Origin of the sequence: Psychrobacter sp. 5A.1 (genome assembly GCF_030407455.1) — a bacterium.
Taxonomy (GTDB): Bacteria; Pseudomonadota; Gammaproteobacteria; order Pseudomonadales; family Moraxellaceae; genus Psychrobacter.
The window spans coordinates 25,080-49,099 of record NZ_JASDDJ010000009.1 but is presented as its reverse complement, the minus strand read 5'-3'; the positions used below and the strand labels follow the sequence as shown (position 1 = coordinate 49,099).

The following is a 24,020-nucleotide window of genomic DNA, read 5'->3' as shown; positions in this document are numbered from 1 at the left end:
CCATCAACCATGCTCTAATCTAATAAGCCAATGTCTCGGCGGTCGTGAATAGAGAAGCGATCAATCAGTGTTCGGCTCGCGCTGTTGAGTCCAACCACTTTGACATCAATACCTTCACGTTGCAAGCGCATAACCAGCTTGTCCAAGGTATCTACCGCACTGACATCCCAAAAGTGAGCTTGGCTCACATCGATTTGAATGCTGTCCAAGGCTTCTTTGGTATCAAAGCTATTCAAAAACTGCGTTGTAGAAGCAAAGAATACTTGACCCTGAACATAGTAATAGCGGGTATTGCTGCTGTCGTCATATTCGCTGAATATGGTCAAGAATTGCCCGATTTTATTGGCAAACGCTAAGGCAGATAGCAGTACGCCAACACCAACGCCGTAAGCTAAGTTATGAGTAAAGACGGTGGTCAATACGGTGGCTAGCATCACGATATTAAATGACATGGGGTGTGTCTTGAACTCGCGAATAGATTGCCAATTAAAGGTGCCAATTGAGACCATAATCATTACTGCAACCAAGGCAGCCATAGGAATTTGGCTGACCCATTCGCTCAAGAATACCACCATAATGAGGAGCACAACCCCTGCCATTAAGGTAGATAGACGCGTACGCCCGCCAGATTTGACGTTAATCATCGACTGACCGATCATCGCACAGCCTGCCATACCACCAAAGAAACCTGACACCACATTGGCAATACCTTGACCGCGGCATTCTTTATTTTTATCACTTGGCGTATCAGTCAATTCATCGACAATCGTTGCAGTCATCATAGATTCTAAGAGGCCGACAATGGCAAGCGCAATAGAATAAGGTGCAATAATCAGCAACGTGTTTAGGTTTAATGGAATATCCGGTAATAAAAACATCGGCAATGAATCAGGCAAATCACCCATGCTGCCGACGTTACGAATATCGAGGTTCATGTACATCGCAACAGCCGTCAAGCCCACGATACAAATCAGTGGTGAAGGGATGATGCGACCGATTTTAGGGATAAGTGGAAACAGGTAAATAATCCCCAAGCCCGCTGCCGTCATGATATAAACGGTCATGCCGACACGCTCGGTCATAGGATTTAGTTCTGGTAATTGGGCGACGAAGATCAATATTGCGAGTGCGTTGACGAAGCCGATGACCACTGAACGGGAAACAAAGCGCATCAAATTACCAAGCTTTAGAATGCCCATCACGACCTGAATAGCACCACATAGTAAGGTCGCAGCCAGCAAATACTGCAAGCCATGATCGGCAACCAAATCGACCATGACCAGTGCCATAGCACCCGTCGCTGCCGAAATCATACCAGGGCGGCCACCGACAAAACTGATCACCACGGCGATACAAAATGAGGCATATAAGCCGACTTTTGGATCGACGCCTGCGATGATAGAAAAGGCAATGGCTTCTGGGATTAGGGCTAGTGCTACAACCAAGCCCGATAAAACGTCACCGCGAACATTGGAAAACCACTCGTCACGCAAGTTATCAATAAAAGATGTCATAAGTAAACTACATAGGGTTAGAGGCAAAAAAAGTAATCATTACTCATTTATAAAATGATCGCGTCGCTAATAATAGCTATTCATTTTTCTTTTACTTCAACATGCACTAAGTCATGTTGCTGTGTTGGATTGTTAAAGGTAAATAACACAAGTGTCTACTAATTTTTTTGGTATCAAAAGTACGCTCATCAATAATCAATACGATGATAAGGGCAGTAAAATTACCTAAAAATATTGTTTAAAAAGATTGCTTAAAATAGGCGACTAGATGGATGTACCTAAAATAATGTATAGAGTCAGCAATCACTTGCTGCAGTAGAAGGTGATATATCATTTATCAAACAGTCGCAATTGCCTGATGCACCGTTACGACAACCAGTATCGTTGTGAAAGAGGCGTGACAATAGCGCGATAAATGTGACAACATGCTAAACTAAAATGCTTGGGCGATGTGCCCAGCAAAATACTGATAAATATAATCAAGCTGACTATTATAGCATTAGCCACTTAATATAAAAACAGGCGAATAATAGCATAAAGTCATAAAAAATCAGTACCGAAATCTGAGCGATGGCGGTAAGATGCTTGCCACCTTAACTGCATCAGTTAGAGTCACTGTACATTCAGTTTGCTCGATGCAATTTTCTTGTCCAATAAAAGGAATAGATATGACCACTAATACTGCAACAGACGCCTTGCTTCATAAAGGTAGTGGTCTACAAGTCGTGGTTGGTTTGGGTCAATCTGGGCTGTCAGTCGCGCATTATCTGGCCAAGCAAGGCTATCAAGTCGCGGTGACAGATGCTCAAGTGGCACCTAAATTGGCCGATCAGTTGCCAGTCGCGATAGAGATTCGTCAATTTGGGGCGATTGATGCAGATCTATTGCAGCAAGCAGCACGTATTATTATTAGCCCAGGTATTTCACTCGATACTGCCGCTGTGGCCGCTGCTCGCCAAGCCAATATTCCTGTAGTCAGTGATATTCAGCTGTTTTGTGAAGCCTGTACCGTACCGATAGTGGCAATCACAGGCTCTAATGCCAAAAGTACCGTGACCACACTGGTCGGTCAAATGGCAGTAGAGGCTGGTGTCAATGTTGGCGTTGGTGGCAATATCGGTGTGCCAGCCCTAACGTTACTTGATAACCCTGATATGGAACTGGCAGTGCTCGAATTATCTAGCTTTCAACTAGAAACCGTCACCAATTTGGGTGCAAAAGTAGCGACTGTGCTCAATATGTCGCCTGACCACTTAGATCGTCATGGAGACATGCTTGGCTACCATCAAGCCAAGCATCGTATCTTCCAAGGTGCTAAGTCAGTGATGATTAATCGTGAAGACGCACTTACTCGTCCACTGGTCGCAGACAATCTCCCGAGGATAAGTACAGGCATTCATGCCCCTGATAAAGGCCAATATGGCCTCATTACAGACACAGAAGGCCAGACTTATCTTGCTCGTGGTACAGAACGATTACTGTCGGCAGACAAACTGTTGATTAAAGGACGTCATAATCTACTCAATGCGCAAGCGGCTTTGGCACTCGGTGAGCTTGCAGGATTGCCTCTAGAGAGTATGCTGACCACTTTGCAGCAGTTCACAGGGCTTGAACACCGCTGCCAATATGTGGCCAATGCTGCTGGTATTGATTATTTTAATGATTCTAAAGGCACCAATATTGGTTCGACCATGGCCGCTATCGAAGGCTTGGGCGCAGTCTATGCGCCGAAAGACGGTAAGCTATTATTGATTTTGGGCGGGCAAGGCAAAGGTCAGAAGTTTGGTGAATTGACTCCTTTTATCAATCAATATGTCAGCCAAGTATTGTTTATTGGTGAAGATGGTCGGCAGATAGAAAGTCATTTACGGGCCGCTAAATTGAGTGACGATGTGACATTGTATCAATGCCAAACTCTAGAAAACGCGTTTGCGACCATTCAGCAAGTCACTACCAGTAGTTTATCGCAAGTGCAAGCTGTATTGCTGTCACCCGCTTGTGCCAGCTTTGATCAATACAGTGGTTATGCGGCTCGCGGTGAGCACTTTAGCCAATTGGTCAACCAATTAGACACAGCACAACCAGATGTCTGATAGATAAGCAAACCTTTTAGTCAGCTGTATACGTTTGCATAACGCAGGCATGGTCTCTAGCAACAGACAGTATTTTCTTGATAAATGATTGTTTTGCTTATAGATTGCTGCTACTGTCAACCATATGACTGTGATGACTGAAATAGATGCTAGCCAAAGCGATTGCTGATGGCTAAAGGTTGTCTATTATTATCTATTTAGTACGATTTATTTTATGATTTTTTAAACGGTGGCGTTTCATAGACGCCGTGTTTTTTCGTTTGTTAGTGTATATAAAATTATGGCGCTCTCTTCTTTTTTTCGTTCCTCGCCCCAAACCAAGCAAACCTCTGGCTCAGATGGTGTTCTTTCTATGCCATCAGCGCGCGCAATTTTATTATCAAGCGTCGGCTGTATGATGGTGCTTAGTCTGCTGATGGTGGCATCTGCTTCTATTCCTTTTGCGCTGAGCCGCGGCATGACAGAGCTGTATTTTTTCAAAAATCAGCTGTTGTATATGACGATTGGTTTGATCGTCGCAATCATTCCTTATTATGGCGTGTCTTTACGCACGTTATATAAGACCGAAACCCAGTTTGTCTTATTGGGCATTACGGGGCTGTTGCTCGTTGCCACACTGTTTAGTACGCCTATCAACGGCTCCAAACGCTGGCTCACATTAGGCGGATTTAATTTTCAGGTGGCTGAGTTGGCCAAGCTGGTCATGATTGTGTTTGTATCTGACTTTGTGGTGCGCCGCTCTTTTGAAGTTCGTAATGGCTTAGATGGTTTTTTACGAATCATGCTGGTGGTTGCACTGATAACGATACTGCTATTGTCGCAGCCAGACTTTGGTTCTTTTGTCGTCATTATTGGTACGCTCTTCGCGATATTTTATATCGCTGGGGCACCTTATAAGCACTTCTTAGCATTGGGTGCGGCGGCGATCGGTGGGGCTGTCCTGATGGTTACCACGGCAGAGTACCGATTGGTGCGTGTGATGTCGTTTATGGACCCATTTGATGATGTGCAAGATACTGATTATCAGCTGGCACGCAGTTTAATTGCCTTTGGCCGTGGACAGTTCACGGGTGTTGGCTATGGCGAAAGTGTCCAGAAACTGTCGCATTTGCCTGAGGCGCATACGGATTTCTTATTAGCCATTACGGGTGAAGAGTTAGGGTTTGTCGGTGTCAGCATGGTATTGGTGCTTGAAGCGCTGATTATCGGTAGTGCGATGCGTATCAGTTACAACGCGCTAAAACGCCGCCAAATGCGCATGAGTTATACCGCTTTCGGTATCGGTGTGGTGTTTATTGCCCAGACGATTATCAATGCCGCGATGAATATGGGCGCCATTCCAACCAAAGGTTTGACCATGCCATTCTTTAGTTATGGCGGCTCTTCCATGTTAATTAGTTTGGTTATGGTGGCGCTGTTATTGAAGATATATAAAGAAAGCCCTGAGATAGAAAAAAGCCAATGTCGCTACTATTAATAGGCTCTGCCTATCATTGGCTGGGTGTCATGTAGCTTTAAGGTTTCGGTAAATCATGCCCAGTACGATTGGCATAAAAGCGTCACAAATGGTGGCGCTTTTTGCTATTTGATTTATGGCTTTTTACTGATTATTAAGGTCTGTTGAGCATTCAAATGTGGTTCCCTGAAAGGCTGATGCTAAAATCCCCTCAAACGTTGTTGAAAACCTAGCTAAGGTCTCGATATTATCGTCGGTTTGCGCCTAATTTGGTGCAATTTTAGCCATCAGTAGCCCTAATGTTTGAAGGTTCAACAGACCCTAGTAAGGCGAATTCAACTGCTGTTTACCTTGTAGCGGTATATTATCCCACTGAGCAATCGCTTGTTTGAGCATGTTTTCTGGTGTGTCGATATCGACTTTTGATTGCTGTAATAAGGCTAAAGCCTCAGCGATTAGCTCGCTTGGATTGGTCGTATCAATTGGCTGAGCAAGGTTTTGCTTAGAGAGTTTTTGGCCATCAACATTATTGATCAATGGCAGATGATACCATCGGTCGATAGTCGGTAGATGAGCGGCCTGCATAATAGCGATCTGCGCAGTCGTCATAGGCAAAATATCCAAACCACGCATGATATGAGTGACCTGCTGCAAACCATCATCGAGACTGGCTGCCAGTATATAATTGATCATACCATCTTGGCGACGAGCCACCATATCGCCTAACGTCTGCTGCGGATTGTCCCATTGCAACCCTTGGATACCATCATTAAAGCCAATCTGATAGTCTGGTAGTTGAATACGTAGCTTATGCTGCTGTCTATCAAAATTAGCTGCCACACAGCGACGTGGATAACGCTGTCGATTTGACTGTACTTGGTTGGCTGACGAGGCTAGGTTGGAATGACTGTGATGTTTGCTCAGTTCCTCTTGTGCCCAGTACTGCTCTAAGTCTTTGCGTGAGCATTGACAGCCATAAGTTAGTGGATGCAACGATGATGATAAATAATCATTATAGATATCAATACGTTCAGACTGATAAATGATATCACCATCCCAGTGCAATCCCATTGCTTCGAGATCTATCAAAATCTGCTCAGTAAACTGTCTGTCACAGCGTTCGGTGTCAGTGTCTTCGATCCGCAACAGCCATTGTCCACCCAGTGATTTGATATGGCAAAAGCTAGCAAGCGCAGTGGTTAGAGAGCCAAGGTGCAATTCGCCCGTTGGTGAAGGCGCGAATCGACCGATAGGCTGTGAAGGTACGGTTTGAGTTGGCATGTCGGTAAGAGTCGTCTTCAAAATAAATGGCTGTCTATAAGAGTATAGAGATAGAATAATAAATATGAGTATCAAAAGATATTTATTAAATGAGATTGTTTTGTGAGTTGTGTCACTACTTTACCGATTATATCTTTCGGAATAGAGCGATAGTCGGTGAACTACTAAACCGCTACGGCGTTACCCTCCTTAGATATACTACTTGTACAATCTGCAGTCGGCTGCCTTGTACCCATTTTAGAGTTCTTTGACTCTATTAGATTAGCAAAGTAATGAAAGTCTAAAATGCAAAAAGCGACCCATTATATGGTCGCTTCTGCCTACATTCATATTCGTGATATCTGATTTAAGCGCCTTGGTTTTGACGCTCTTTGATTTCAGACAAAGTCTTGCAGTCGATACATTGTGTGGCAGTTGGGCGTGCCTCAAGGCGACGTAAGCCAATCTCTACACCACAAGTCTCACAAAATCCATAGTCGTCATTTTCAATTTCTAGCATAGATTTGTCAATTTTGCGGATAAGTTTGCGTTCACGATCGCGAGTACGCAATGCCAATGCAAACTCTTCTTCTTGAGTGGCACGGTCATTGATGTCGGGCATGGCGCTTGATTCATCTTGGATGTAGTTTTTAGTACGATCCGCTTCGCCAATCAGTTGGTTTTTCCAATCCAATAAAATAGCCTTAAAGTGCTCCAACTGCGCATCAGACATATACTCTTCGTCTTTGGCCGGCACATAAGGAGTAAATTTAACTTCACTCGGATTCGTGGTCAGGGTGCTCATATGGGTATCCTACTTTTTCAAATTAATTCAATAAAACGACGTATCAAAAGACAAGACGTTACCAATGTTACAAACGCTACAATTTGTCCTTTTATCAAACGTTTCACCACTTGGTAATACAAGTAACACAGCTGATCAAATAATATTTAGACTTTATATACTGACAGTAACAGAGCTATCGTTAGAGATATTATGACGCAAATATCTGTTTAAATAGCACTGTCTAAAGCACGTTACCAGTCATTGATTGTGAAGACTGAGCTTGTGATTAATGGGCCATCCTAGCTATTATGCTGCCGCTTAATATCAGATATTAGGCCACCTTTGCTTCATTTCATAAGTTGTATCATTGTTTCTAACAATAATGAAGTGATTTTTTATGCTGAATGCATATTTTATTGATTAGTGATTCTATATTATATGAATAAATAGTGGCTAAGCCTATAAATATCAAGGGCTCAGGCATCCATCAGTGCCAATAATTCTGGGCATCAAGTATCCAGTCTTTCAACCCAGCTTGCAACCGTTCCATTGTTGGCTAATTGCAACCAGCGATAACCAGGTAAAGCACTTTCGTCATAAGCAAAATCGTATTCATAAGGTTTGAACTGATAGCAAGTAGATGGCGTGCTGTAAACGGTGACGCCTTGACGTTGCCGAACTTGCTCTTGGTGGGTATGCCCACTGATCACCACTTTCAAATGCTCAAAGGGCAGCATATGCTCCCAAAAGCGCTCAGTGTTTTTTGCCATATGGGTATCAATCCAGTCAGAATCTAACGGTATGATGTGATGGTGTAGGGCGATTAGTGCTGGCTTTTTACAGCGACTAAGTCTCTTACATAACCAATCGATATCGGTAGGTGTGATTTCGCCTGCGATTTTACCCGTAATAGATGAATCTAATAACAGCAGCTGCCAGTACTCAGTTTCAATCACATGACGGCTTAGTAAACGTGAGTCAGCAGGTCGAGCAATGAGCTTTCGCTGAGAAAACGGCAAGTCTTTACCACTCTCGTCAGTCACGTCATGGTTACCAGCAATACAAGCAAAAGGAATGTGTGTCGCTTGCAATACATCAAAGATATGATCGTAAATAGTCGATGTTACTTGACTGACCAAATCACCCGTCACAATAATCAAGTCACAGCGAATATCTTTACTAAGCGCTTGCTGAAGTATGCTTTCAAAACTACGTTGGCAAACCATACCATCGCTATACATGCTACTACTATCGTCAGCAGTGACAGGTGTTGATAAGTGTAAGTCAGTGATTTGTAATATATTTATTTGTTCATCGGGCGTATTGATTTTATTGGCAGGATAGCTTGGCATTGGGTCAGTCCCTTATCGAATCACAACAATGGGTATTGTCAGAGCGAGTATGGATAAATGAGCTACTATTTTTCACTGAGTATTTATAAACTATCGTCAATCCATTTGACAGCATAACAGCGTTAACCTTTTTTAAATTGAGTCAACGTTAAAGCAAGCCTATAGCATGTATTGAACTAAAACTTGAATACTATTGATAAAATAAAGTTGAGCAAAAAGGTCGCGAAAAACAGACATAATCTAGTTATTATAACGTAGTTCAGGGTGTGCTGACTAAAGTTTTATCTTTATTAACTTCGAAAAAATCAGCGCGGTAAAAAATAAAGCTGCTAATATCAAGACGATAGAGAGGCCAGTTTGAATGTCTAGCCAGATACTGCCCCACACGCCAAGCGTGACACCCAGTTGAGCGATGACCAACGCTATAATCACCATTTGTTTTGGCGATGCCGACCATAAGCGGGCGGTTAGTGCAGGCAGTACCAATAATCCGCTAATCAACAAGCTGCCGACGGCCTGTAGCGCAATTGCACAGAACCCTGCTAGCACACCCATGAAAAACAATCGCTGGCGTGTTGGGTTCATACCTTGAATACGGGCCAACGCCTCATGCGTCGCAAGCTTGATTTGAGCGGGCCAAATATAAATGAGCAACCCCAATCCAGCCAATACGCTACCAGCGAGCAAGGGCAAATCTGCCCAATCCAGATCTAGCAAATTTCCGAATAAAAATCCTAGCACATTGGCTTGCTGATCAGTCAGTTGAGTCAATGCCAGTAAACCTAAGCACAAGAGCGACACCGATACGACTGCCAATACGGCATCAACTGGTAGGCGCTCATCATCAATCAAGACCAGCCCTAACACGACCATGATACTAACCAATGCAATGCCGATACCCATTGGCAATTGCCACCACACCGCCAAAGCCACACCCAGTAAGGTGCCGTGAGCTAAGGCATCAGCAAAAAAAGCCATGCGCCGCCATAAGACCAAGCAACCCAATGGCGCGGACAATAACGCTAATATACTGCCAGCGATCCAAGCAGGTGCAATGATGGCTAACCAAGCGGTCATAATAAGTATCCGTAAAGTTTTTATAAAGAAGATAAAGCCATATCTATTTATGATTTTGGCTTCCATCAGTTTGATAGTGGTCATTTTGGGAGTGGTTGCCAACGTTACAGATCACTTGGTGCGTGGTGTTCACAGGCATGAGGCTGATGTACATAAGGCTGCTCATAGTGATGGCCAAACAACTTTTGAAACTCAGTGCTGATCGCCAGCTCGCTCGGTTGACCCTCACAGCAAATGTGCTTATTCAAACAAATCACGCGACGGCTGCCTTTCATGACCCAGTGTAAATCATGAGACACCACGAGCATCGCACAACGTAAAAAATCCGGTAGCTCATCGATGAATTGATATAGCCAAACTTCAGTATCAGGATCAAGCCCTTGCATTGGCTCATCCAAAATAAGCAGATTTGGCTTGTCTAATAAGGCTCGCGCCAACAGTACTCGTTGCGTCTCACCACCCGATAAGTGCAACATTTGTCGCGACAGTAAATGCGTCAATGACAAATTATCAAAGATAAACTGTCGTTGTTCCGCAGTGAGACGTCCTTTATTTGCTTGTGCTAATAAGTCGCAGACTCGCAACGGCAATATCGGCGGCACAGAAAATCGCTGCGGCACATAGCCAAGCTGTAAGGGCTGATGGGCAGTGATAGCACCTTCAGTTGATTCAATCAGACCTAAGATAAGTTTGACCAGTGTTGATTTACCAGCGCCATTGGGACCGATCAGACTGACGGTTTCATTGACCGCAATATCGATATCAATATGAGAGAGCAGACGTTGATGCCCAATATGGTAACTGACATTATTTAAGCTCAGTAATTTGTCAGTACCTTTTGTGGCACTGCTATTCGCAATAGTCGTAGTCGACTGATTAGAAGGTAAGGTGGGCAGGCTCATAGTATGACAACGAATAGGTGAATAGGTAATACAGATAGACAGTCAAAGCGCTATTATTCAGGCGCTAATAAGGACTGAATAGTCCTACTGGCAAACTTGGCAACGACCGCTAAGCTCAATAACACTACGCTTAACCACAAAACCAACATCTTGCTCAGCAAAGCTCATCATTTCTTGTACGGGCAGACTGCTGCATTCTTGAACTCGTTGGCACTGGTCACAGATCAAAAAAGCGGCCGTGTGCTGGGCGCGAGGATGACAGCAAGGAACATAAGCATTGATAGACGTTAATTGATGAATTAAGCCTTCACTTAATAAGAACTCTAAACTGCGATAAACCGTTGGTGGCGCAACGTTTTTTGATGCCCGTTTTTTGGCTGTTTTTGTTTCTGAGGGCTGTTTTTGTGAGTCAGACGCTGCTAGCGTATCGCTATCATCAGATGTGGATAATCGCACTTGCTGCAATTGAGTGATCAAATCATAAGCACCAACTGGTTGATCTGCCTCTAAGACCAGCTGATATATTTGCTGACGCAAAGGGGTAAATCGTGCCCCACTCAAATGACAATGCTCTTTTGCTGCGGCTAAGCGTTCAGTGACATCACGCGGAGTCAAATCTTGCACATCATGTAAATGTTCGCAGATTAATGAAGTAGTAGACATGGTACAAGCTCCTAAAAATAGCATGGTAATCGCATGACGTTTTTTATGATAGCGTTTTTTATTGTTATAGTATAACATACTAAAATAAAAACTGAATCACTTGCTACATGGTAGTCACGTATATTTGTCATTTTTATCAAAGACTGTGGCAAGGCGACCTACTTATATTTCATTATCTACTAATAAAAGAGCTTATTATGAACGCTGTTTTTAACGACTTTCTACGCTCACTCATCGCATTACCGCGCTTGCTAATCACAGGGCTGATAATGTTAGGGTCTGTTACATTGGGTGCACAAGCTGCAACAGTCAGTGTTAGCAATTACCCATTGTTTTTATTAAGTGAGGCAGTCACTGAAGGAGCACCTTCAGCCAATCGATTATTGCAAGCAGGGGAGGTGGGGCATCATGGTAGTATCAGCCCTGGTGATATCAAGGCGATCAAGGACAGTAAGTTTGTTGTATGGTTTGGTGAGCCGCTAGAAAACAACCTAGCAGCAAACTTAAAGACGGCGCCTAATGCCATTGCTTTATTTGAGTTCGATGCATTTAATCGCCATCCATTACGTGATGTACAGGGCGCTGCTATCGCGGATACTTTAGATCCGCATATTTGGTTAGATCCTGAGAATGCCAAAGCGATCACTCGTGCATTGGCCGTGATTCATAGTCATGCAAATCCACAGCATAAAGACCTCTATCAAGCCAATGCGAAAAAATTCGCGCAGCAATTAGATAAAGAAATTGCCGCATTCAAGCAACAATCTATCCAAAGTCAGCCGAAAATTCGACCTTACTGGGCTTACCACGATGCTTATCAATATATCGAAGACAGCTTAAATTTAACGCTTATCGGTAGCCTTAGCACGGATCATCATTTATCACCCAAAGCAAGTCAGTTACGCTGGCTTAACGAACAGCGCCCAGCCAAGCAAATGTGTCTAGTCAGCCCAAGCCAACCTGCAAAAGGTCTATTGGCCAAGTTGCAACCAGTAAAAACCACTGTCCAAGCTGAGGACATGAGTGCTAGCGATGATTTTATCAGTGGTTGGCAAAGTATGGCTCAACAGATATATCAATGTATCTCATAATGTCGGTAGGAGATAGCCATTCGCTAGGATTATACAAGTTGGTTGTATAGCTTTGCTTCAAATATTTATTACAGACCAAATAATATAATAATCCTAGCAGCATGCGTTAGGTGACTGATAAAAGTCATATTTTACTTGCTTAATAGTCACGGCCTACCTATAATAAGTAGCGTTTTATTTTGGCCGAAAGGTAATGCCTGTAGAGTAAGTCATTCACGGATAAAATTATCATAAGTATGATATATTGTCCCAATGCTGTAAGGGCTATAGGAATACCGATGACCAAGCCTGCCAAACGCACGCAAAAAGACAAGATTGGCATCTATATCAAACGACAAGCATGGATATTATTTATCCTAATTATCATTGCTTGGACAGTAGATACTATTTGGCTACGCAGTGAACTCACGATAGCAAAAAGCGCCGCCATTGGTGCGCTACTGAGTTTTGCGACCCAAGCAGTATTTGCTTTTTTTATCTTTTGGTATACCGGATATCGCGCGCGCCAACATATTGTTAGCCAGCTATATCGCGGTCAGATGGCAAAATGGTTATTGACTGTGTTTGGTTTTGCACTAATTTTTATTACCGTACAACCCCTATCTGCGCTGGCGCTGTTTATCGGTTTTATGGTAATGCAAATTAGTCACAGTTGGATGTTGTGGCATATACGCTAGCGCTAATAAATAATCGCTACACAGATAATTTATTAATAGTACTGGCACGTCACCCTGCCGTCCAGCTTCTCTATGACTAATTCGAAAAGTCGAAGCACAATGCTGTCTGAGGATAGCACCAGTGATTGTAAAGACCGTAGTATGAGTCTCTATATTAGAGGTAATATACAGTGAGAGGGTAGTGCTGATATGACTATCGATATTGCTGATGACGAAACTATTACAATATAACTGCGGATAGAAGTTATATTAACAAGTATTGCTGGTGGCTAACTTATTCATACAGTGGATAAAAAAATCACAATTGACTTTACACGAATACAACGCTGCATTAATATAGGCGGCTAAATATTTTGCTTATAAGCGCTACATTGAGCGCCGACCGTAAAGACACGGTCAGTAGGCAAGCACATATATAATAATTTTGCGTATACATGCAAGGGCTATTACTGAGTTATCATAAGCCCTTTTTTGCTAGCTAAAATTTATCTTAAGTTATCAAATTGCGCACTAGTAATAGAACTATGGGTTGGATGTTATTGATTACATGAGCGCTTTAGCATGGTTCATCGGCTTGCTAGCAGGTCAAATAGGATCGTTAAAACCTCATCAGATGACAACCATATTTTTGGTAGTTGATTAAATCGTTGATTAATAAGAAGCTGACATTATGGCAGGCGAGCAAACAACAACAGACTATATCTCTCACCACTTAACGAACTGGACGTACGGCTATCTGCCGGGCGAAGGCTGGAAAGTTGCCTATACTGCTGAAGAAGCTAGTGCAATGGGCTTTAAAGCCATCCACCTTGATTCTATGCTTTGGTCAATTGGTCTGGGCATTTTATTTTGCGCCATCTTCTGGATGGTCGCTAGAAAAGTCACTTCAGGCGTGCCGGGTAAAACTCAGGCTGCGGTTGAGATGATCGTTGAGTTCGTTGATAACAACGTTCGTGATTCGTATAGTGGTACCTCAAAGCTGATTGCGCCTTTGGCGTTGACTATCTTTGTATGGATATTCTTAATGAACTTGATGGATTTACTACCCGTTGACTTTATTCCTATGATTGCTGGCCAAATCGGCGCAATGATGGGACATGATCCACATCATGTGTTCTTTAAGATCGTTCCAACGACGGATCCTAATATTACGCTTGGCATGTCTTTTTCTGTCTTTATGCTGATTCTGTTTTATAGTATCAAAGAAAAAGGTTTGGGCGGCTTTGTTGGCGAGCTAACACTGCATCCGTTTAGTGCCAAAAACCCTATCGTACAAATTATTTTAATACCCATCAACTTTATCTTAGAGTTTGTTACTTTGATAGCGAAACCTATCTCTTTAGGTTTACGACTATTCGGTAACATGTATGCTGGTGAGTTGATTTTCATACTGATTGCTCTAATGCCGTTTTGGATTCAATGGGCGTTATCAGTACCGTGGGCTATTTTCCACATCTTAATTATTACACTTCAAGCGTTCGTATTTATGATGCTGACGATAGTTTATATGTCACTTGCATCATCAACTGAACATTAATTAGACATTCAATAGGTAAATGAGGATACATCCATGGATCCAGTATTAGGTGGTTACACAGTTATCGCAGTAGCACTACTTATCGGTTTAGGTGCACTAGGTACAGGTATTGGTTTTGCTATTCTAGGTGGTAAATTCCTAGAAGGCGTAGCACGTCAGCCAGAACTAGGCTCACAGCTACAAACTCGTATGTTCATCGTAGCAGGTCTTCTTGATGCTATTCCGATGATCGGTGTTGGTATTGCTATGCTATTGTTATTCGCTAACCCTCTAGCAGGTTAATCAGAAAGCTCAGTTGTAAATGTTTGGTAGTCAAAGTTTGTATCTTAACCATAGCCAAATTTTGGCTATCAAATATGATCAATGAAACTGATTTTTCATTAACAAAGAGGTGATCACGTGAATATCAATTCTACCCTCATCGGTCAAGCCATTGCTTTTGCAATCTTTGTGATGTTCTGCATGAAATTCGTGTGGCCACCACTTATTGGTGCCATCAATGAGCGTCAGCGTAAAATTGCTGAAGGCCTGAATGCCGCAGAAAAAGCAAAAGCAGATCTGGCGACCGCGGAGCAAGATGTCCAGCAGGAGCTTACTCTTGCAAAGACTAAAGCTGCTGCTCTAATCGAGCAAGCGAACAAGAGTGCCAACCAGCTTGTCGAAGATGCAAAAACGCAGGCCCAAGTGGAAGGCGAGCGCATTCGTCAACAAGCGCAAGCATCTATCGACCAAGAAATCAATCAGGCACGTGAGTCATTACGTGCTCAAGTTGCTGAACTGGCTGTACTTGGTGCAGAAAAGATTTTGCAAGACAAAGTCGATGTGCAAAAACATGCCAGTATGCTAGACCAACTGGCGGCGAAGCTGTAACTGTGAGGATATAATGGCTGACTTATCAACCTTAGCACGACCCTACGCTAGAGCCGCGTTTGACTATGCCAATGAAAACGGGGCCGTAGACGAGTGGGAAAATTTCTTGTTTATCGCTGGTGCAATTGTCAATGACAAAGCGTTCCGTACTTGGCTAGAAAATCCAGCCGTTACGGCTGAGCATAAGTCAGCTGCTTTGGTTGATTTTTATGACTCACAAGTGGCTGGTGATAACGACTCTGCTTTTAAACAGCTATTAGGTGAGAACAAAGGTTCTCGCTACGGTAATAGTATTAGCTATCCTAAAGTATCACCAGCGCTCAATAATTTTATTAAGCAGCTGGCAGAACAAGAGCGTCTGGCGCTGCTTCCTGAAGTTTATGAGCATTATCGTCATCACAAGGCAGTAAGCTTAAAGCAGCTTGACGCATATGTGACTTCTGCTTATCCATTAACGGATGACCAACGTCAAATGATTCAAACACGTCTCGCCGCTTCGCTAAATGCTAGTGTGGTGATTCACGAATCAGTTGATCCAAGTTTATTGGCAGGTGCTACGATCAAAGTCGGTGACAAAATCATTGATGATTCGATGCGCGGCAAGTTACAACAGTTAAAAACACAGCTAACTGCCTAATGCCATTCATCAACGCAGTCATTTAATATCTGCGTGATAGTAAGAGCATTTAAGTCAGTGGGCGGGTTATCATAAATTAAAGGAAACAAGGCAATGCAACAATTGAATCCAGCGGAAATCAGTAACCTGATTAAGCAGCGTATTCAAGACCTTGATGCGGGTGCAACTGCAAAGAATGAAGGCACGATTGTCAAAGTATCTGACGGTATCGTGCAGATTCATGGTCTTGAAGATGCCATGTACGGCGAAATGATTGAGTTTGAAGGTGAAGTCTATGGAATGGCGCTTAACTTAGAGCGTGATTCTGTTGGTGCGGTAGTACTAGGTGACTTCCTAAAGTTACAAGAAGGTCAAAAAGCCTATTGTACTGGTCGCATTCTTGAAGTACCCGTAGGTCCTGAGCTGCTAGGCCGTGTTGTTGATGCTTTGGGTAATCCTATCGATGGCAAAGGTCCTATCGATGCCAAGATGACTGACAAAGTCGAAAAGATCGCCCCAGGCGTTATCGATCGTCAGTCAGTAGATCAGCCAGTAATGACTGGTTATAAAGCCGTTGATACTATGATCCCAATTGGTCGTGGTCAGCGTGAGCTTATCATTGGTGACCGTCAGACGGGTAAAACCGCAATGGCTATCGATGCGATTATTGCACAGAAATCATCTGGCATTAAGTGTGTGTACGTAGCTATCGGTCAGAAACGTTCGACCATCGCCAACGTCGTACGTAAGCTTGAGCAAACTGGTGCATTAGAATATACCACGGTTGTGGTTGCATCAGCATCAGAGCCAGCAGCACTACAGTATATCGCACCGTACTCAGGTTGTACGATGGGCGAATATTTCCGTGATCGCGGCGAAGATGCTCTGATTGTCTTTGATGATTTATCAAAACAAGCTGTTGCTTATCGTCAGATTTCACTATTGCTACGTCGTCCGCCAGGCCGTGAAGCATATCCTGGTGACGTATTCTATTTACACTCACGTTTACTTGAGCGTGCATCACGTGTAAATGCTGCTTATGTAGAAAAGTTCACTAATGGTGAAGTTGTTGGTAAAACAGGTTCTTTAACTGCATTGCCAATCATTGAGACCCAAGCTGGTGACGTTTCTGCATTCGTACCGACTAACGTAATCTCAATTACTGATGGTCAGATCTTCCTAGAGTCTAGTTTATTCGCATCAGGTCTCCGTCCAGCAGTCAACGCTGGTATTTCGGTATCTCGTGTTGGTGGTGCTGCACAGACTAAGATCATTAAGAAACTGTCTGGTGGTATCCGTACCGCACTAGCTCAGTATCGTGAACTAGCAGCATTTGCTCAGTTTGCCTCAGATCTTGATGACGCAACTCGCGAACAGCTTGATCATGGTGAGCGTGTTACCGAATTGATGAAGCAGAAGCAGTATCAGCCAATGTCTATCTCTGAGCAAGCAGCCGTTATCTATGCTTCGAATGAAGGATTTTTATCTGACGTGCCTGTTGAAAAAATTGGTTCTTTCGAAGAAGCTTACTTACGCTATATGCATGATGAGCAGAGTGAATTGATGCGTGAGATTGATGACACTGCGAACTACAACGATGATATCGCAGGTCGTTTAAAGTCAGCTCTAGAGACATTTAAACAAAATCACAGTTATTAATTTAACGGGTTAAGCCGAATTTGGTTATGGCTATCTTTGATAGCTGATAAAGTGGCGCATTGTCTGATCAGATTTTTGCCAAGACAGAGCGCCACTGTTTTAACCATTGACGGTATTAGAACGCGTAATGCACAAGATATAAAATATTACTCTGTCAGATTAATGTTGTATATCAAATGATTGTCGCTTGCGCCAATGCTTTTTAACCCTCTTATATTGGAATCATTATGGCAAGCTTAAAAGAGATACGTGCCAAAGTCACCAGTATTAAAAGCACCCAAAAAATTACTCGTGCGATGCAAATGGTTGCAGCGAGTAAAATGCGCCGTGCACAAGAGCGCATGGAAGTGGGTCGCCCGTATGCTGATAGTATGCGCCGGGTTATCTCACATTTGGTGCATGCTTCATCAGACTACAAACATCCGTATATGGTATCGCGCCCAGTCAATAAGGTTGGCTATATTGTCATTACCTCTGACCGTGGTCTAGCGGGTGGTTTGAACGTCAACCTATTTAAAGCTTTAACTAAAAGTATCCAGCAATACCAAGACCAGTCTGTACAGACTGAGTTTGCAGCTATTGGCGCTAAAGGTGTGAGTTTTTTCAAAAACTTTGGTGGTAAAGTTACCTCGGCCGTGACCGATTATGGTGATAAGCCAACGTTTGAGCAATTGAATGCACCTGTTCAGGCGATGCTTGAGGACTATAGTAACGGTAATTTAGACCGTATCTATGTGGTATATAACCAGTTTATCAATGCCATGACTCAAAAGCCGACAGTTAGTCAGTTAGTACCTCTTCCAGAGGGATCGCTTATTGATGAAGACAGTGGTATGCAGACTGAGCTTAGCTGGGATTATATCTACGAGCCTGACATCAAGACTTTGATTGATGAATTGCTTGGCCGTTATATTGAGTCGATTGTTTATCAAGCAGTAATGGAAAACATTGCCTCTGAGCAGTCGTCGCGTATGGTTGCGATGAAAGCGGCTACAGATAATGCTGGTGACCTTATTAACGATTTACAGTTGGTTTATAACAAGCTGCGTCAAGCGGCGATTACTCGAGAAATCTCGGAAATCGTTGGCGGTGCTGCTGCTGTTTCATAATTGACTACACCTATATATAGAAGTTCAAGGAGAACGCAATGAGTAGCGGTCGTATTGTACAGATTATTGGCGCGGTTCTTGACGTTGAGTTCAACCGTAACGAAGTTCCTAAAATTTTTGATGCCTTGCAAGTAGACGGTACCGAAACCACCCTAGAAGTACAGCAACAGCTAGGTGATGGCATCGTACGTACTATCGCAATGGGTTCAACTGAAGGCCTAAAGCGTAACCTACCAGTTACTAACACTGGCGCACCTATTTCTGTACCTGTCGGTATTGGTACACTAGGTCGCATCATGGATGTTCTTGGTCGTCCTATCGATGAAGAAGGTCCTGTTGCTGCTGATGAAAAATGGTCTATCCATCGTGAAGCCCCAAGCTATGCAGAGCAGTCAAACAGTACTGAGCTATTAGAAACAGGCATCAAGGTTATTGATTTACTTTGCCCGTTTGCAAAAGGTGGTAAAGTTGGTCTGTTTGGTGGTGCTGGTGTTGGTAAAACCGTCAACATGATGGAATTGATCAACAACATCGCGCTTAAGCATGAAGGCTTGTCAGTATTTGCTGGTGTTGGTGAACGTACTCGTGAAGGTAACGATTTTTATCACGAAATGCAAGAAGCTGGCGTTGTAAACACTGAAGACTTTAGCAAATCTAAAGTAGCAATGGTATATGGCCAGATGAATGAGCCACCGGGTAACCGTTTACGTGTTGCACTGTCTGGTTTGACCATGGCTGAGTACTTCCGTGATACGAAAGATCCTGCTACTGGCAAAGGTCGTGACGTATTGCTGTTTGTTGATAACATCTATCGCTATACACTAGCTGGTACTGAAGTATCAGCACTACTAGGCCGTATGCCATCAGCAGTTGGTTATCAGCCAACACTAGCTGAAGAGATGGGTATGCTGCAAGAGCGTATCACGTCAACTCAGTCAGGCTCTATTACTTCAGTTCAAGCTGTTTACGTACCTGCGGATGATTTGACCGATCCATCACCTGCTACGACGTTTGCTCACTTGGATGCAACCGTTGTACTAAGCCGTGATATCGCTTCACAAGGTATCTATCCTGCGGTTGATCCATTGGATTCAACGTCACGTCAGCTAGATCCACAAGTGATCGGCGAAGAGCATTACAATGTTGCTCGTGGCGTACAGGAAATCCTACAGCGCTATAAAGAGCTTAAAGATATCATCGCAATTTTGGGTATGGATGAGTTATCAGAAGAAGATAAACTGGTTGTTTATCGCGCTCGTAAGATTCAGCGCTTCTTATCACAGCCATTCCACGTTGCTGAAATCTTTACTGGTGCACCTGGTAAATATGTACCACTACGCGATACCATTGCTAGCTTTAAAGCAATCATCGCTGGTGAATACGATGACTTGCCAGAGCAGGCATTCTATATGGCTGGTGGCATCGATGAAGTTGTTGCCAAAGCAGAAAAAATGAAATCTTCTGCAGCGTAAGTTGCTTAAGCATTGGCTAACGAGTAGATAGGCTATAATACGTTTATCTACTCATCAGTAACGCATCGCAGTTTTTGATCGCGTTTTGATAGTAAGGAGTTAAGTATGGCAACGTTACAATGTCGCGTCGTAAGTGCTCGTGAAGAGTTGTATTCAGGCGAAATTAGCATGTTAATAGCTACGGGTACCGAAGGCGAGATTGGTGTATTGCCAGGTCACACACCGCTTATTACTTTGTTAAAACCGGGTGCGATGCGAGTGCAAACACCAAACGGTGAAGAAGAAATAATTTATGTATCAGGCGGTGTATTAGAAGTACAGCCGAAGATGGTTACCGTATTGGCTGATATAGCCATGCGTGCACACAACCTTGATGAAAGCAAAATTGTTGAAGCCCGTAAAAAGGCTGAGCAAATGCTTGTCAATCAATCGGACACTGTACAGACTAATGCAGCTTTAGCATCATTAGCAGAGTCTGTGGCACAGCTACAGACTATCCGTAAGTACAAAAACCGTGCTTAAAATCTTTGTTTGAAAGGCTAGGCTTTGTTCTTAGTCTTTCGACGATAAAAAAACAGTCCATTATGGGCTGTTTTTTTATGCCTGTTTTTAGAGTGATCATACTAAATATATATGAATCAAAGAATATTAGACAATTTCTAAAAAGTCACTGGCGACAACAATAATATGTCGCTATATTATATGTCATAGAGAGTAAGTTTTGAGTGAGAGTAAAGCGATTAGAAGTTCCTTGAAAAGCTAATTTGGTTAGTTTACTTACCAATATTTAGACATTCAAAGAGTGATAAAACCAACTTGTCTGCTGTTATTTGCGTAAATCACGTATTTTTTGGACGTAAACTAACGTTTTAATAGGTGTAGTTTATAGGTTTTGTTAACGACTATAAGCTATAGTATAGGAAGCTGTATATTTAATAGTATACTGTGCTACCAAGTTTGTAACAGCTATACGAACATCAATTGTGCCATGTGATGGTGCTATTAATTTACCGCTCTTACTTTTACTACTTTTAAATTAGATGTATTAGAGGATATAACAATGACAACGAATGAAGAAGACAACACCCCCCGAATCTTGATTGTTGAAGATGATGAGCGTCTGGCCATGTTGACTCAAGATTACTTGGTCAAAAATGGTTTAGAAGTAGCGATTGAAACAGATGGTAACCGTGCTATTCGCCGTATCGTCAATGAACAACCAGATTTGGTTGTCCTTGATGTCATGCTGCCTGGTAGCGATGGCCTGACGGTATGCCGTGAAGTTCGCCCGCATTATCAAAACCCGATTTTGATGTTGACGGCGCGTACTGAAGATATGGATCAAGTACTAGGTCTTGAGATGGGCGCTGATGATTATGTTGCCAAGCCTGCTCAGCCACGTGTATTGCTTGCACGTATTCGTGCGCTACTGCGCCGCTCAGAAAATGCACCATCAGAAGATGTGCCACAGCGTCTAGAGTTTGGTGAGTTAGTCATCGACAACGGTGGCCGTTCAGTTAACTTAGGTGATGAGTTAGTTGATTTCACTAGTGCTGAATATGATCTACTATGGTTGCTTGCTTCTAATGCAGGTCGTATTTTATCTCGTGAAGATATCTTTGAGCGTCTACGCGGTATCGAGTATGACGGTCAGGATCGTTCAATCGATGTACGTATCTCACGTATTCGTCCAAAAATTGGTGATGATCCAGAAAATCCAAAGCGTATTAAAACAGTACGTAGTAAGGGCTATCTGTTTGTAAAAGAAGGCAACTAAGATCATCATGCCAATGCAATGATTGCTATTCGAAAAAAACCAGCAACGATGCTGGTTTTTTTGTGGCTAAATTTTAATTTTTGAACTTAAATATGGCGTTATGTGGTTTAATTAACGCATATTATAGACGCTAACTGGATACATGTACTTTACATAAGTCTTGGGATGATTGTTGTATATGAATTAAAATGTAGTGATTCACGTCTATCTCTATTCAATAACGCTCGATATCAGCGTATAGCATTACCTATATACTGAACAATATTAGCACTTTTTATTTACTAAGTTGGTCACGGCACCTATGTCATTAGTCTCTTCTCTAAAACACAGTATTTTTGTTCGTATCTATGCTGGACTACTCATAGTCTGTTTGTGTGTGGCGCTGTTTGCGCAGTTATTGATGGATACTATCAATAAAGAGCGTGTTCAGTCCTACCGTGAAAACATGGCAAAGGGCGCTTTCCATCTGGTGAGCGAAGGTATCTCTCATCAAGACAGTAAAGAAGGGCGCGAATATTGGTTGTCAGATGCCAGTAGCTTGTTTGGTGCTACTTTTAAGGTTTTGCCTATTGATAAAGTGGATTTTAGCGCCAGTGAGCTGCGCCGCTTTAAAAATGATAATACCGTTGTACGTTATGTCAGTCAGCCTGTTTATGCAGATGTCTATTACCGCCTACCCGATAATAAGAGTGTTTTAACAGCGAGGATCTCGCAGGTTACTGAGCAGCAAGTACGGGCGATTGCGGTCTTTTTGTTAGATGATTTGTCTTACCACATGACCCTATCGGACAAGCGAGCACGTTTGGCTGAATTGGAAGAAAAGTTTTCTTTCCCGCTTGCTTTTAAAGCAGTCAACACCCTTGAGTTGGATTCAGATCAGCTAGCACGTTTGCGCCGTGATGAAGTGGTCATCTCGTTGCAAGATACCAATAGTAGCAAAAGTAACTCTGCCATCAGGATAGTGGTTCCATCTGAAATCAATGATATGGCAATTTTGATTGGCCCTGTACCATTATTTAATTGGTTCCCGCTCAATTTGATTGTCAGTATGATTCTGATCAGTATGTTCTTGATCAGCTTGGGTGTGTATGCACTAATTTTCCCGCTTGAACGTAAACTTCAATTGATTCAAGTGGGTGTTAATGAGGTTAGTCAAGGTAACCTTGATATTCAAGTGCAGGTAATCGGTCAGGACGAAATAGCACGCCTGTCAGCAACTTTCAATGCGATGACCTCACATATAAAGCGTTTGATTGAGTCACAGCGAGAGCTGACACGGGCGGTATCACATGAACTCCGTACGCCAGTGGCGCGTATTCGATTTGCAGTAGATATGCTTGCTGATACTGATGACGAAGACTCTCGTTTTATGCAGCGGGACTATATTGATGAAGATATTGAATCGCTTAATGGTCTGATTGACGAGATTTTGACTTATGCCAAGCTCGAAGAAGGTTCACCAAAGTTAGATTTAGAGCCAGTCAATCTAAGAGAGTTGTTGGAACAAATCGAACGTGAGACCAATGCGCTCGGCAAACCTATTAAAATAGTGACCAGTTTGCCAAATGCAAAAGTGACCGCAGTCGCAGATAGACGTTACTTGCATCGCGTGATTCAGAATCTTGCAGGCAATGCATTACGCTATGCAGAGACGACCATTATCATTAGTGCTGGCGTCAAAAAAGGCAATGCTTTCGTCAGTGTTGAAGATGATGGACATGGTATTCCAGAAGCTGATCGCGAAAAAGTCTTTATACCCTTTTCACGTTTGGATGACAGTCGCACGCGTGCATCAGGCGGCTATGGTCTAGGCTTATCTATTGTATCGCGCATCGCTTTTTGGTTTAATGGTAGTATGAAGGTCGATGAAAGCCGAGAGCTTGGTGGCGCACGATTTGTCATGACATGGCCTATTAAGCCACTGACTCAAATTCTTGCCGCTGATGAATTGACGCAAGAGAAAAGTGAACGTGATTTTGATACCAAATCATGACAATGAGGCATAATACTAGGGTCTGTTGAACATCCAAATATTAGGGCTGTTGATTGCTAAAATTGCACCAAATTTGAATGTTCAACAGACCCTAAACACGATAAATATCATTGTT

21 protein-coding genes are annotated in these 24,020 nt (G+C 42.9%); 14 read left to right on the top strand and 7 right to left on the bottom strand.

Features of this window, described 5'->3' with window-relative positions:
* Positions 1-14: 14 nt before the first annotated feature.
* Positions 15-1,514, bottom strand: coding sequence for a SulP family inorganic anion transporter (locus tag QL982_RS03585; RefSeq protein ID WP_290164863.1), 1,500 nt, complete (start codon positions 1,512-1,514; stop codon positions 15-17).
* A gap of 668 nt (positions 1,515-2,182) precedes the next feature.
* On the opposite strand from QL982_RS03585, the gene murD reads away from it, so the two are divergent.
* Together murD and ftsW are read left to right on the top strand one after the other, a co-directional pair.
* The gene (murD, locus tag QL982_RS03580; protein WP_290164862.1) at positions 2,183-3,607 is read left to right on the top strand and encodes a UDP-N-acetylmuramoyl-L-alanine--D-glutamate ligase; all 1,425 of its coding nucleotides are present in this window, start codon (positions 2,183-2,185) and stop codon (positions 3,605-3,607) included.
* A 352-nt stretch (positions 3,608-3,959) separates the two neighbouring features.
* Entirely contained in the window at positions 3,960-5,084 is a 1,125-nt protein-coding gene (gene ftsW / locus QL982_RS03575; protein ID WP_290164871.1) for a putative lipid II flippase FtsW, read from the top strand.
* A gap of 300 nt (positions 5,085-5,384) precedes the next feature.
* Here ftsW and gluQRS read toward each other — a convergent pair whose 3' ends face one another.
* The 6 genes from gluQRS to QL982_RS03545 form a co-directional block, all read right to left on the bottom strand.
* Complete coding sequence (gluQRS, locus tag QL982_RS03570; RefSeq protein WP_290164861.1) at positions 5,385-6,344, bottom strand: tRNA glutamyl-Q(34) synthetase GluQRS; 960 nt, start codon at positions 6,342-6,344, stop codon at positions 5,385-5,387.
* A gap of 346 nt (positions 6,345-6,690) precedes the next feature.
* A complete protein-coding gene (dksA, locus tag QL982_RS03565; RefSeq protein WP_057762021.1) occupies positions 6,691-7,128 on the bottom strand; it encodes an RNA polymerase-binding protein DksA in 438 nt (145 codons plus the stop codon).
* A gap of 491 nt (positions 7,129-7,619) precedes the next feature.
* Positions 7,620-8,462, bottom strand: coding sequence for a metallophosphoesterase (locus QL982_RS03560; protein ID WP_290164169.1), 843 nt, complete (start codon positions 8,460-8,462; stop codon positions 7,620-7,622).
* 273 nt (positions 8,463-8,735) lie between these two features.
* The gene (locus tag QL982_RS03555; RefSeq protein WP_290164168.1) at positions 8,736-9,539 is read right to left on the bottom strand and encodes a metal ABC transporter permease; all 804 of its coding nucleotides are present in this window, start codon (positions 9,537-9,539) and stop codon (positions 8,736-8,738) included.
* Between the two features lie 104 nt (positions 9,540-9,643).
* Positions 9,644-10,441: a metal ABC transporter ATP-binding protein gene (locus tag QL982_RS03550; protein WP_290164167.1), complete on the bottom strand. Its 798-nt coding sequence runs from the start codon at positions 10,439-10,441 to the stop codon at positions 9,644-9,646.
* An 84-nt stretch (positions 10,442-10,525) separates the two neighbouring features.
* A complete protein-coding gene (locus tag QL982_RS03545) occupies positions 10,526-11,104 on the bottom strand; it encodes a transcriptional repressor (RefSeq protein ID WP_290164166.1) in 579 nt (192 codons plus the stop codon).
* A 197-nt stretch (positions 11,105-11,301) separates the two neighbouring features.
* Here QL982_RS03545 and QL982_RS03540 point away from each other — a divergent pair, with 197 nt between their 5' ends.
* The 12 genes from QL982_RS03540 (at position 11,302) to QL982_RS03485 (ending at position 23,905) form a co-directional block, all read left to right on the top strand.
* Complete coding sequence (locus QL982_RS03540; RefSeq protein ID WP_290164165.1) at positions 11,302-12,195, top strand: metal ABC transporter substrate-binding protein; 894 nt, start codon at positions 11,302-11,304, stop codon at positions 12,193-12,195.
* Between the two features lie 278 nt (positions 12,196-12,473).
* Entirely contained in the window at positions 12,474-12,872 is a 399-nt protein-coding gene (locus tag QL982_RS03535; RefSeq protein WP_290164164.1) for an ATP synthase subunit I, read from the top strand.
* A gap of 670 nt (positions 12,873-13,542) precedes the next feature.
* A complete protein-coding gene (gene atpB, locus QL982_RS03530) occupies positions 13,543-14,409 on the top strand; it encodes a F0F1 ATP synthase subunit A (protein WP_290164163.1) in 867 nt (288 codons plus the stop codon).
* A gap of 33 nt (positions 14,410-14,442) precedes the next feature.
* The gene (gene atpE / locus QL982_RS03525; protein WP_010197960.1) at positions 14,443-14,691 is read left to right on the top strand and encodes a F0F1 ATP synthase subunit C; all 249 of its coding nucleotides are present in this window, start codon (positions 14,443-14,445) and stop codon (positions 14,689-14,691) included.
* A gap of 117 nt (positions 14,692-14,808) precedes the next feature.
* Positions 14,809-15,279 (top strand): F0F1 ATP synthase subunit B, encoded by a 471-nt coding sequence (locus tag QL982_RS03520; protein WP_194197915.1) that lies wholly within the window; start codon positions 14,809-14,811, stop codon positions 15,277-15,279.
* 13 nt (positions 15,280-15,292) lie between these two features.
* Positions 15,293-15,916 (top strand): F0F1 ATP synthase subunit delta, encoded by a 624-nt coding sequence (locus QL982_RS03515; RefSeq protein ID WP_290190166.1) that lies wholly within the window; start codon positions 15,293-15,295, stop codon positions 15,914-15,916.
* Between the two features lie 93 nt (positions 15,917-16,009).
* Positions 16,010-17,554 carry a F0F1 ATP synthase subunit alpha gene (gene atpA, locus QL982_RS03510; RefSeq protein ID WP_110923628.1) on the top strand — a complete coding sequence of 515 codons (1,545 nt, stop codon included), beginning with the start codon at positions 16,010-16,012 and terminating at the stop codon, positions 17,552-17,554.
* A 227-nt stretch (positions 17,555-17,781) separates the two neighbouring features.
* Positions 17,782-18,663 (top strand): F0F1 ATP synthase subunit gamma, encoded by an 882-nt coding sequence (gene atpG / locus QL982_RS03505; RefSeq protein WP_110923627.1) that lies wholly within the window; start codon positions 17,782-17,784, stop codon positions 18,661-18,663.
* Positions 18,664-18,701: 38 nt separating this feature from the next.
* Positions 18,702-20,135 carry a F0F1 ATP synthase subunit beta gene (gene atpD, locus QL982_RS03500; RefSeq protein WP_110923626.1) on the top strand — a complete coding sequence of 478 codons (1,434 nt, stop codon included), beginning with the start codon at positions 18,702-18,704 and terminating at the stop codon, positions 20,133-20,135.
* A gap of 105 nt (positions 20,136-20,240) precedes the next feature.
* Positions 20,241-20,657: a F0F1 ATP synthase subunit epsilon gene (locus QL982_RS03495; RefSeq protein WP_290164161.1), complete on the top strand. Its 417-nt coding sequence runs from the start codon at positions 20,241-20,243 to the stop codon at positions 20,655-20,657.
* 538 nt (positions 20,658-21,195) lie between these two features.
* On the top strand, positions 21,196-21,912 hold the full coding sequence (locus tag QL982_RS03490) for a response regulator (RefSeq protein ID WP_021812806.1): 717 nt from the start codon (positions 21,196-21,198) through the stop codon (positions 21,910-21,912).
* A gap of 301 nt (positions 21,913-22,213) precedes the next feature.
* Positions 22,214-23,905, top strand: coding sequence for an ATP-binding protein (locus QL982_RS03485; RefSeq protein ID WP_290164160.1), 1,692 nt, complete (start codon positions 22,214-22,216; stop codon positions 23,903-23,905).
* The last annotated feature ends 115 nt before the right edge of the window (positions 23,906-24,020 follow it).